Origin of the sequence: Parafrankia sp. Ea1.12 (genome assembly GCF_900465275.1) — a bacterium.
GTDB lineage: Bacteria > Actinomycetota > Actinomycetes > Frankiales > Frankiaceae > Parafrankia > Parafrankia soli.
Window position 1 is genome coordinate 1 of the sequence record NZ_UBIZ01000086.1, and the last position, 10,745, is coordinate 10,745.

8 protein-coding genes are annotated in these 10,745 nt (G+C 71.5%); 5 read left to right on the forward strand and 3 right to left on the reverse strand.

Annotation, left to right across the window (positions count from 1 at the left end; genetic code table 11):
• Nucleotides 1-27 precede the first annotated feature (27 nt).
• The 3 genes from FMEAI12_RS01320 to FMEAI12_RS01330 all read right to left on the reverse strand — a co-directional run bounded on the left by FMEAI12_RS01320 (nt 28) and on the right by FMEAI12_RS01330 (nt 3,679).
• Nucleotides 28-771 carry a succinate dehydrogenase/fumarate reductase iron-sulfur subunit gene (locus FMEAI12_RS01320; protein ID WP_112104696.1) on the reverse strand — a complete coding sequence of 248 codons (744 nt, stop codon included), beginning with the start codon at nt 769-771 and terminating at the stop codon, nt 28-30.
• Between the two features lie 279 nt (nt 772-1,050).
• Complete coding sequence (locus FMEAI12_RS01325; protein WP_112104690.1) at nt 1,051-3,015, reverse strand: fumarate reductase/succinate dehydrogenase flavoprotein subunit; 1,965 nt, start codon at nt 3,013-3,015, stop codon at nt 1,051-1,053.
• Nucleotide 3,016: 1 nt separating this feature from the next.
• The gene (locus tag FMEAI12_RS01330; RefSeq protein ID WP_304598611.1) at nt 3,017-3,679 is read right to left on the reverse strand and encodes a succinate dehydrogenase cytochrome b subunit; all 663 of its coding nucleotides are present in this window, start codon (nt 3,677-3,679) and stop codon (nt 3,017-3,019) included.
• A gap of 134 nt (nt 3,680-3,813) precedes the next feature.
• Between FMEAI12_RS01330 and FMEAI12_RS01335 the strand changes: the two genes are divergently transcribed.
• The 5 genes from FMEAI12_RS01335 to FMEAI12_RS01355 form a co-directional block, all read left to right on the forward strand.
• The gene (locus tag FMEAI12_RS01335; RefSeq protein WP_112104692.1) at nt 3,814-4,746 is read left to right on the forward strand and encodes a LysR family transcriptional regulator; all 933 of its coding nucleotides are present in this window, start codon (nt 3,814-3,816) and stop codon (nt 4,744-4,746) included.
• A 690-nt stretch (nt 4,747-5,436) separates the two neighbouring features.
• Nucleotides 5,437-5,808, forward strand: a complete 372-nt coding sequence (locus FMEAI12_RS01340; protein ID WP_112104693.1) for a hypothetical protein — start codon at nt 5,437-5,439, stop codon at nt 5,806-5,808.
• Between the two features lie 81 nt (nt 5,809-5,889).
• A complete protein-coding gene (locus FMEAI12_RS01345) occupies nt 5,890-6,984 on the forward strand; it encodes an amidohydrolase family protein (protein ID WP_112104697.1) in 1,095 nt (364 codons plus the stop codon).
• Between the two features lie 155 nt (nt 6,985-7,139).
• Nucleotides 7,140-8,063 (forward strand): CAP domain-containing protein, encoded by a 924-nt coding sequence (locus FMEAI12_RS01350; RefSeq protein WP_112104694.1) that lies wholly within the window; start codon nt 7,140-7,142, stop codon nt 8,061-8,063.
• A gap of 381 nt (nt 8,064-8,444) precedes the next feature.
• Nucleotides 8,445-10,745 (forward strand): ABC transporter permease (locus FMEAI12_RS01355; protein ID WP_112104695.1); only part of this gene is annotated, 2,301 nt, incomplete at its 3' end.

Sequence of the window (10,745 nt, forward strand, 5' to 3'; positions counted from 1 at the left end):
GTGTGGGCGGTGTGGGCGGGACGGCGGCTACCGCCGGGTGACGGCCCGCAGGTACTCGCGGTTCAGGTTCCCGATGCTCGTCAGCGGGATGCCCTTCGGGCAGGCCACGGTGCACTCACCGGTGTTGGTGCAGCCGCCGAAGCCCTCGGCGTCCATGGCCTCGACCATGTTGCGGACCCGGGTCTCGCGCTCCGGGGCGCCCTGGGGCAGCAGGTTGAGGTGGGTGACCTTGGCCGAGGTGAACAGCATCGACGACCCGTTCGGGCACGCCGCCACGCAGGCACCGCAGCCGATACAGGTCGCGTTGTCGAACGCGGCGTCGGCGACGGGCTTGGGCACCGGCGTCGAGTGCGCCTCGGGCGCGCTGCCGGTGACCACCGAGATGTAGCCGCCGGCGCCGATGATGCGGTCGAAGCTGGAGCGGTCGACGACCAGGTCCCGCACGACCGGGAAGGCACCGGCCCGCCACGGCTCGACGTCGATGACGTCGCCGTCGTTGAACGAGCGCATGTGGAGCTGGCAGGTCGTGGTGCGGTCACGCGGGCCGTGCGCCTGGCCGTTGATGACCACTCCGCACGCGCCGCAGATGCCCTCGCGGCAGTCGTGGTCGAAGGCCACCGGATCCTGGCCCTCGAGGATGAGCCGCTCGTTGAGCACGTCGAGCATCTCGAGGAAGGACATGTCCGGGCTGACGTCGGGCAGGTCGTAGGTGACCATGGCACCGCGGTCCTCCGGGCCGCGCTGCCGCCAGATCCGAAGGGTGAGGTTCACGGTCGGGGCTCCTTCGAGTGCTGTGGGCTCGTCGCGCGGCGCGCGGACGTCCATGATCGCGCCGCCTGTGGCGCGGGGAAGACTGATGGCGGGGAGCGGGAAGCGGGGGAGGGGCGCGTCCGGAGCGGCCGGCGGCCGCTGGCTGCTCCGGACGGGACGTGCCCACGGCCGCCCGGGCTCACCCGGTGGGACGTGTGCCGGCCGCCGCTGGCAGCCCCGTCGCCGGCCGCCACCGTACCGCCCCACATCGGGGCGACGGGCGGCGGCCGACCAGGAGGATCACGAGTAGTTGCGCTGGGCCAGGTGGACGTAGTCGAACTGCAGCGGCTCCCGGTGCAGCACCGGGGCCCCGCCGGTGTACTCCCACGCCGCCGCGTAGGCGAAGCGCTCGTCGTCGCGCAGCGCCTCGCCGTCCGGGGTCTGGCTCTCCTCGCGGAAGTGGCCGCCGCAGGACTCGGCGCGGTGCAGGGCGTCGATGCACAGCAGCTCGCCGAACTCGAGGAAGTCCGCGATCCGGTTCGCCTTCTCCAGCGACTGGTTCAGCTCGCCGGAGTCGCCTGGCACCTTCACCCGCCGCCAGAACTCCTCGCGCATCTCCGGGATGCGGGCGAGCGCCTTGCGCAGGCCCGCCTCGGTGCGGCCCATGCCGCACTCGTCCCAGATGAGCTCGCCGAGCTCGCGGTGGAACGAGTCGGGCGTGCGGTCGCCGTTGATCTCCAGCAGCCGGCCGAGCCGGCCGGTGACCTCGCCGACCACGGACGTCACCGTCGGGTCGTCCAGGCTGACCGAGCCCAGCTTGGTGCTGGCGATGTAGTTGCCGATCATGGGTGGTAGGACGAAGTAGCCGTCGGCCAGGCCCTGCATGAGGGCGCTGGCGCCGAGGCGGTTCGCGCCGTGGTCGGAGAAGTTGGCCTCACCGATCACGAACATCCCGGGGATGGAGCTCTGCAGGTCGTAGTCGACCCACAGCCCGCCCATCGTGTAGTGGACGGCCGGGTAGATCCGCATCGGGACCTTGTACGGGTCCTCGCCGGTGATCCGCTCGTACATCTCGAACAGGTTGCCGTACTTCTCGCGGACCTTGTCCTCGCCCATGCGCTTGATGGCGTCGGCGAAGTCGAGGTACACACCGAGCCCACCCGGGCCGACGCCGCGGCCGTCGTCGCACTGGTACTTCGCCGCGCGCGACGCGATGTCACGCGGGACCAGGTTGCCGAAGGCCGGGTAGATCCGCTCCAGGTAGTAGTCGCGCTCGGCCTCGGGGATCTGGTCCGGCGAGCGGGTGTCGCCCTTCTGCTTGGGCACCCAGATGCGGCCGTCGTTGCGCAGCGACTCGCTCATCAGCGTGAGCTTGCCCTGGTACTCCCCGGAACGGGGGATGCAGGTCGGGTGGATCTGCGTGTAGCAGGGGTTGGCGAACAGCGCCCCGCGCCGGTGGGCCCGCCACGTCGCCGTGGTGTTGGAGCCCTTGGCGTTCGTGGAGAGGAAGAAGACGTTGCCGTAGCCGCCGGTGGCGAGCACGACCGCGTCCGCCAGGTACGGAGTGATCTTGCCGGTGACCAGGTCGCGGGCGACGATGCCCCGGGCCCGGCCGTCGATGACGATCAGGTCGAGCATCTCGGTGCGGGGGTGGATCTCCACCCCGCCGGCGTCGATCTGGCGGGACAGCGCCTGGTAGGCGCCGATCAGCAGCTGCTGGCCCGTCTGGCCCCGCGCGTAGAAGGTCCGCTGGACCTGCACGCCGCCGAAGGAGCGGGTGTCGAGCAGGCCGGAGTACTCGCGGGCGAACGGCACGCCCTGCGCGACGCACTGGTCGATGATCTGCGTCGAGATCTGGGCGAGCCGGTAGACGTTGGACTCGCGGGCGCGGAAGTCGCCGCCCTTGACCGTGTCGTAGAACAGCCGGTAGACGGAGTCGCCGTCGTTGCGGTAGTTCTTCGCCGCGTTGATGCCGCCCTGCGCGGCGATCGAGTGCGCGCGCCGGGGCGAGTCCTGGAAGCAGAACTGGATGACGTTGTAACCCTGCTCGGCCAGGGTCGCGCCGGCCGCGCCGCCGGCGAGGCCGGTACCGACCACGATCACGGTGTGGCGGCGGCGGTTGGCGGGGTTGACCAGCTTGGCGGCGAACTTGCGCCGGTCCCAGCGGGTTTCGATCGGGCCGTCCGGGGCGGCGGTGTCGACGATGTCGTCGCCCACCGTCCAGTAGGAGCCTCCGCCAGAGCCGAGGGAGGTCGTCTCGGGCATCTCAGTCCACCAATCCGGCCAGCACGGCGATGGGAACGACCATGAAACCCGCCGAGAGGAGGACCGCCAGCACGGTCGCGACGGCCTTCAGGTTCTTTTCCCGGGCCGCACTGTGCACGCCGAGGGTACGAGCAGCGCTCCAGAATCCGTGATGGATGTGGAGACCGAGCGCTAGCATGGCGATGATGTAGAAAAGTGTGACCCACCACACGGAGAAGCTGGACACCACGTTGTCGTAGGCGGCGCCCTCAACCCCGTTGCGGTTGAGCGTCAGAGCCGTGAAATCGAGGAGGTGGTAGATGATGAACAGGCCGATGATGATGCCGCCGTAGCGCATCGTGTTCACGGCGTAGCTCGCCTCGAGCCGCTGCCGGTGCGAGTACTTCTGCGGCCGGGCCCTGAGGTCGCGCCGGCTCAGCTGGTACGCCGACGCGGCATGCAGGACCACCGCCCCGAGCAGCAGGGCTCGCATGACCCAGAGGAACCAGGCTTCGTGGAGCGCCGGCACTCCGATCGAGCGCAGCCAGTGCGCGTACTCGTCGAAGCTCTCGCGGCCGAAGAAGATCTTCAGGTTCCCGAGCATGTGGGCGAGGAGATAGAGGAGCATCACCGCCCCGGTGACGGCCATCACAGCCTTCTTGCCGATGGTGGACCGCCAGAAGATGCCTACGGGGGACGTAGGCCGCGCGTCGTTCGTTACAGCCACGTTGGGAAACCCTAAGGACAAGTCTCCGAGTGGTCCAAGACATGATGGGCCTGATCTCGATAGCCAGTAACTATCGTCAGCTACCCTAAGGTGTGCAGCTCCATCAGCTTGCGTATTTCGTGGCCGTGGCCGAGACCAGGCACTTCACCCGTGCGGCCGAGCGTGAGCACGTAGCGCAGCCGTCCCTCTCGCAACAGATCCGTGCCCTGGAACAGGAGCTGGGTAGTCCCCTGTTCAACCGAATGCGGGGGAACATCACACTCACTCCGGCAGGGGAGACACTGCTCCCGCTGGCACGAAGGATCCTCGCCGACACCGAGACGGCCCGCCGTCAGGTGCAGGAGCTGCTCGATCTGCGGCACGGCACCGTGCGGCTGGGCGCGACGCCGAGCCTGTGCACCGGGTTCCTGCCCGAGGTGCTGCACGCCTTCCACCTCGACTACCCGGGCATCCGGCTGCTCGTCGAGGAGGGCGGCTCACGCGATCTCATCCGCGACCTGGCGCAGGGCCACCTCGACCTGGCGCTCATCATCCTTCCGCTGCACAGCTCGGATCCGGCGCTGTCGACCACGCCACTGCTGCGCGAGGACTTGGTCGTCGTCACGTCCGAGAACTCCCCGCCGCCGGCGCGGGACGGCCACCTCCAGGTGTCCGACCTGCGCCACCGCCCGCTGGTGATGTTCCGCCGGGGCTACGACCTCCGGGAGTTCACCGTGAGTGCCTGCCGGATCGCCGGCTTCGAGCCGACCTTCGCGATCGAGGGCGGGGAGATGGACGCGGTGGTCGGCTTCGTCGAGGCCGGGCTGGGTGCCGCGGTGATCCCGAGCATGGTCGCCCGGCGCCAGCGGCTGCGTACCACCGCCTTCGCCCCGCCCGGTCTGCACCGGACGATCGGGCTGGCCCACCGCCGTGACGTCGAGCCGCCGCGGGCGGCCCAGGAGCTGCGGCGCAGCCTGCGGGCCTACCTGAAGAGCACGGCCGAGGCCGGAACGCTCCCGCCGGGCACGGATCTCCTGCCCGGCTGACACGCGTCTCCCGGTTCGGATGACGTACGTCTCCGGGCTGGATGAAACGCGTCCGCTGGCCTGGATGGCACACGCTCTGCGCGACCATATCTATCACGGAGAGTATTACCCTCGCGAATATGATGTACATCACGTTTGTGAATGTGTATTTCCTGGTCGGCGTTGGCCTCTGAGTACTCCGTAATGTCCGCAACCAGCTGTTCGAAGCAATTCGGAGCCGGGTTCGGAGATTGGGGTGACGGTGTCGGGTGACCGGCGCCGAAGTTGTTGCGGTGCAGGCGATTCCGTTGACGGGTCCCGGTGCCGGGAACGGGGGGTCGGTGCTGTGGTGGACCATGTTCGCCAAGCCGTTTCTCGATCTTTCCTGCCGGCTGGGAGCCGGCCGGTGGTGCATTGGTGTCACGGTGGGCCTGAGGCTGCCCCCGCTCCCCGCCCGCGGGTCCCCCACGCATCTGACCAGCACACGTTCCCGGATCTTCGTGGGCGTCCCGGCCTGGGAGGGGGCGCGGGATCTTGACCGCGCTCGGCGACCGGGCGGGGCGCATGGGCCAGTGGGGCGAGATGCGTAGACGGGCCGAGAACACCTGGTTCGAGCGGTCGAATGTAGCTGCGACTGAGCAGCAGGAGAACTCGTCGGAGCGTTCGGAGCCCGGCGTTCCGGATACTCAGGAAATACGTGCGGGAGGCAATATGAACAGCGTCGACATCGCTCTCAAGGAAGCGATGGAGATCGATGGTGCGACCGGGGTCGCGCTGGTCGACTTCACCAGTGGGATGACGCTCGGCACGCTGGGAAGCAGCCACACCCTGGACCTGGAGGTGGCAGCGGCCGGTAACACCGAGGTGATCCGGGCGAAGATCCGCACCATGGACAGCCTGGGTCTGGCGGACTCCATCGAGGACATCCTCATCACCCTGGGCCGCCAGTACCACCTGATCCGCCTGCTGCAGAGCCACTCCGGGCGGGGGCTGTTCCTCTACCTGGTGCTCGACAAGTCGCGAGCGAACCTCGCGCTGTCCCGGCACCGCCTGCGCACCAACGAGGCACAGCTCGACCTCTGAGTCACGCCGCCGGGCCCCCGGGGCCGCCGATCCGGCGGTATCCCCGGGGGACGGCCGCTTCAGGCGGGGAAGATGGAGGGCGTGACGACCACGCCGACGCTGCGGATCACCGGCCACGTCCTGGTGGGCCCCGACGACGTCCGGGATGAGGCCTGGGTGGTCGACGGGCGGGTGAGCTTCTCCGCCCCGACCGGGGCCGCCGCGCGCGACGTGCGCACCGTGTCAGGGTGGGCGATTCCCGGCCTCGTCGACGCGCACTGCCACGTGGGCCTCGTCGCGACCGGGGCCACCGACGCCGCGACCGCCGAAGACCAGATCCGCACCGACCGGGACACCGGCGCCCTCCTGCTGCGCGACGCGGGATCGCCGTCCGACACCCGCTGGATCGACGGCCGCCCGGACCTGCCGCGACTGATCCGCGCCGGCCGGCACATCGCGCGGCCCAGGCGCTACCTGCGCGGCTACGCGGCCGAGGTGGACCCCGGGGACCTCGTCGCCGAGGTCATCGAGCAGGCCGGCCGCGGCGACGGCTGGGTCAAACTCGTCGGTGACTGGATCGACCGGTCCGTGGGCGACCTCGCCCCCTGCTGGCCGCCGGACGCGGCCCGCGCCGCGATCGACGCCGCACACGCCCACGGCGCCCGGGTGACGGCACACTGTTTCGCAGAGAACTCCCTCGCGGACCTGGCCCGGGCCGGCATCGACTGCGTCGAACACGCCACCGGGCTCACCGCCGACACCATCACGCTGTTCGCCGAGCGCGGCGTCGCGATCGTCCCGACCCTGGTGAACATCGCGACCTTCGAAGGGATCGCCGCCGGCGCCGAGGCGAGGTTCCCCACCTACGCCCGCCACATGCGCGACCTGCACGCCCGCCGGTACGACACCGTGGCCGCCGCGCACGCGGCCGGCATTCCGATCTACGTCGGCACGGACGCCGGCGGCTCCCTCCCGCACGGCCTGGTGGCGGACGAGGTGGCCGAGCTCGTCGCCGCCGGCCTCCCGCCGCGGACGGCCCTGAGCGCCGCCTGCTGGGACGCCCGCCGCTGGCTCGGCCGACCCGGCCTGGAGGAGGCCGCGCCCGCCGACCTCGTGGTCTACCCCGAGGACCCGACCGCGGACGTCCGCGTACTGCGCGCCCCCGACCTCATCGTCCTGCGCGGCCGCGCGATCTAGACGTCCCTTCGGGCCGTGGGCCCGGCGGAACCTCTCCGCGTGTCGCTCGTTCCACGTGTGGTGGGGCGGCGCCGTACCGATGCGCGGTACTACCGATGCGCCTGTGTCGATGCGCGGAGCCCGGTGACTGGTGAGAAAGAGAGGCGGAGGGCCGGATGACGGAGCTGGTGTCCGGCGCGAACCTGACCCTGCCCGGCCCCGTGGTCGCGCTGTCACTCCCCGGTCCCTTCGATGTGACCGCTCTGGTCCTCGGGCCGGACGGCCGAGTCTCCGGCGACCGGGACATGATCTTCTACAACCAGCCGACCGGTCCCGGTGTCACCCTGCGCGCCACCGCGGGCGTGCCTTCCGTCGAGCTCGACCTGGATGGCCTGCGCCCCGGCGGTGAGCGGGTCGTCCTGGTCGCGAGCCCCGCCGACGGCGCCACCCCCTTCGGTCGGCTGCCACCACCGCTGGCCACCCTGCGCGCCGCCGGCCGCACGATCGCGACGCTGCGCCCACCCCGCCTCGGGACGCAGACGGCGCTACAGCTCGCCGAGCTCTACCGGCGGGACAGGAACTGGAAGATCCGCGCGCTCGGCCTGGGCTACGCGGACGGACTGGCCGGGCTCGCCCGCGACTTCGGCGTCGATGTCAGCGCTGATGGCGGCGTCGACGCCGGGCCGGCCGGGGGAGTTTCCCGCGCGCCGGACGGTGGGGACCTCGCCGAGGTCGTGGCGCTGACGAACGTCGAACGAGCCCGGGGCGGCCTGGTCGCCCTGGTCACCGAGCCGCGGCTGGCCGCGGCGGCGCACCGGCACAGCGCCGACATGGCGACCCGGGGATTCTTCGCCCACGACACCCCGGACGGCATCACGGTGGCCGACCGGGTCCTGGCCGCCGGCTACTCCTACGCCGTCGTGGCCGAGAACATCGCGGCCGGCCAGCGCACCGCCGCCGAGGTGGTCGCCGGCTGGATGAACAGCCCGCCGCACCGCGCGAACATCCTGCGCCCCGAGGTCCGCCAGACAGGCGTGGCCCGCTTCGACGGCGGCGAGTACGGCGTCTACTGGACCCAGGTCTTCGGCACCCCCCGCTGACTCCCGCGCCCGGCACTTCGGTGTGTCCCCACGCTGGTGGAATTGCGGTGGCCGTCCATTGCCGGCGGCAGCCGGGTCCAAAGGTGGCGATTCGTCGGCGGCTGGTGTGACGTAGGGTCTCCCGGACGCCGGTCGAGGGCTGAATGCCCTGGTCCGGGCCCCTCGGAGCGGTGCCGGCGGGGTCTGGGGCCGGTGAGTTGTGGCTGGTTTGCTTGTCCGGCGACCATTCACGACCTTACGTTCGCTCCCGTCACCGTGATCAGTATTGTCGCGGTGGTCGTATGGTTCCGCGTATCTTCTCGCGGGCTTCCGGGGGGTCCTCTGTGACCATCCCGAGCGCAGGCAGGCACCGGTCACCGGTGCCATGTGAGGTGGGCGGCCGTGGACGACGTCATGGGCTACGCCCTGTTGAGCCTGGGTGCCGGCGCGCTGTACGCGCTCGTCGCCACCGGCGTGGTCGTGATCCAGCGCGGTGCCGGCGTGTTGAACATGGCGCAGGGCGCGCTGCTGGCGTGGGCCGCGTACGCGTTCCACGGGGCGCGCGACGAGTGGGGTCTGCCCGCGGCGCCGGCGGCGGTGCTCGCCGTCGGGTCGACGATGGCGGTCGGCCTGGTGTTCCACCAGCTGGTACTCCGCCCGATGCGCCAGGCCACGGCCGTGCTGCGCCTGATGGCCACGCTCGGCCTGCTGATCGTCATCCAGTCGCTGCTGACCCTGATGTACGGCGGGGATGTCCGGCGTTCGCCCACCGTGCTGCCGACCGGCAAGGTGACCCTGTTCGACACCGCGGTCGGGGTGGACGTCCTGGTGCGGCTCGCCGTGGTGGCTGCCGTCGTGGCGGGGCTGTGGGCCGTGTTCCGGTTCACCACGCTCGGGCTCGCGGCGACCGCGGTGACGGAGAATCCGCAGGCCGCGGCGTCGCTGGGCTGGTCGCCGGACGCGGTGGCGAGCTGGGCGTGGCTGGCCGGGTCGGCGCTGGCGGGGCTGGGCGGTGTGCTGCTCGCGCCGCTGCAGAATCCGTTGTCGGCCGGTGGTCTGATGCTGCTGATCGTCCCGGGGCTGGCGGTGGCGCTGGTCGCCCGGTTCCGGTCGCTGCCGGCGGTGCTGGTGGGGGCGCTGGCGCTGGGCGTCGTGGAGCTGGAGACCCAGGTCCACCTGGTCGCGGACCATCCGGCCTGGCGGGGTGTCGACCGTGCCGTCCCGCTCGCGGTGATCGTGTTCTACCTGGCGGTGCGCGGGCGCGGCATTCCCGACCGGGGCCATGTCGCCGAGCGCCATCCGGTGCTGGGTAGCGGCCGGGTGCACTGGCGGGCGCTGGGGATCACGGTCGGCTGCGCGCTTGTCGCCGTGTGGTGGCTGCTGCCGGCGTCCTGGGTGAACGCGCTGAACGCGAACGCCATCTGGGCGACGATCATCCTGTCGGTCGTGGTGCTGGTCGGCTTCACCGGGCAGCTCTCGCTGGCGCAGCTCGCCTTCTCCGGGATCGCGGCACTGATCGCCGGACGGCTGGTCGCCACCCGGGGCTGGCCGCTGGAGGCTGCCCTCGTGGTGGGCGTCGCCGGGACGGCGGTCGTCGGCGTGCTGTTCGCGCTGCCGGCGCTGCGCACCCGGGGCCTGCAACTGGCCGTCGTGACGCTCGGCCTCGGTGCCGCCGTGGACGCGCTGCTGTTCCAGCGCGGTTACCACTCGCCGGCGGCAAGCCCGCTCGGTGCCCTCTTCGGTGATCTCGGCACGCTCGAGGGGACGGAGGTCGGCGACGCGACCCTGTTCGGGATCAGTCTGGACAAGGTGACGCACCCGCGCGGGTTCGCGACCCTGTCGCTGCTCACGTTCGTCCTGCTCGGGCTGGCCGTGGCGAACCTGCGGCGGGGGCGCGCGGGACGGCGGCTGATCGCCGTCCGGACGAACGAGCGGGCCGCGGCGGCGCTGGGCATCAGCGTGGTCGGGGCGAAGCTTTACGCCTTCGCGCTGTCCGCCGCGATCGCCGGCTTCGGGGGGGTGCTGTACGCGTTCTACACCTACGGCGAACGCGGCAACATCGACTACGGCGGCGGCCTGTTCTCGCCGTTCGCCTCGATCCTGCTGATCGCCTACGCGGTCGTCGGGGGAGTCGGCTGGATCAGCGGTTCCTTCGCCGGCGCGACGATGGCCGCCGAGGCGCTGGCGACGAGAGCCGGGGCCTGGGTCGGCAGCGTCCTCGGCCAGCTCGGCCTGCTGCTGCGCCTGCTCTTCGCCGCGGCCGCCGGCCTGCTGGGCCTCGCGGTCGGCCGCGCCGTCGTGCCACCAGGTACGGGGCCGACAGCGCCGGCCGCAGGCGGGACGGCGCCGGGCACGGTGCGGGCCGCGCACCTGCGGCGGGCGGCGCCGTGGGTGGTGACCGCGGCCTTCGCCGCAGCCGCCTTCGCGGGCGGGGGCAGGGTCGTCGACTGGCTGGCCGACCTTGACCGCTACGTCCCGCTGATCGGCGGCCTGGTGCTGGTCACGGTCCTCTCCCGGTCCGGTGGTGGGATGGCGCCGGAGAACGCCCGTACCGCCCGCCGGATCCTGGAGCGCCGCTTCCCGAAGGCCGTCGAGCGGCGGATGGCCGCCGACGCGGCCCGGGTCGCCCGCCTGCTCGGCCCCGCTCCGACCCGCGAACCAACTCTCGCCACCCCGAACGCCACCAACGGCACCGCTTCCCTG

Coding starts and splice junctions, on each gene's coding strand:
- FMEAI12_RS01340 (WP_112104693.1), top strand. CDS start 5,437: ATGAACAGCGTCGACATCGCTCTCAAGGAAGCGATGGAGATCGATGGT.
- FMEAI12_RS01350 (WP_112104694.1), top strand. CDS start 7,140: ATGACGGAGCTGGTGTCCGGCGCGAACCTGACCCTGCCCGGCCCCGTG.
- FMEAI12_RS01325 (WP_112104690.1), bottom strand. CDS start 3,015: ATGCCCGAGACGACCTCCCTCGGCTCTGGCGGAGGCTCCTACTGGACG.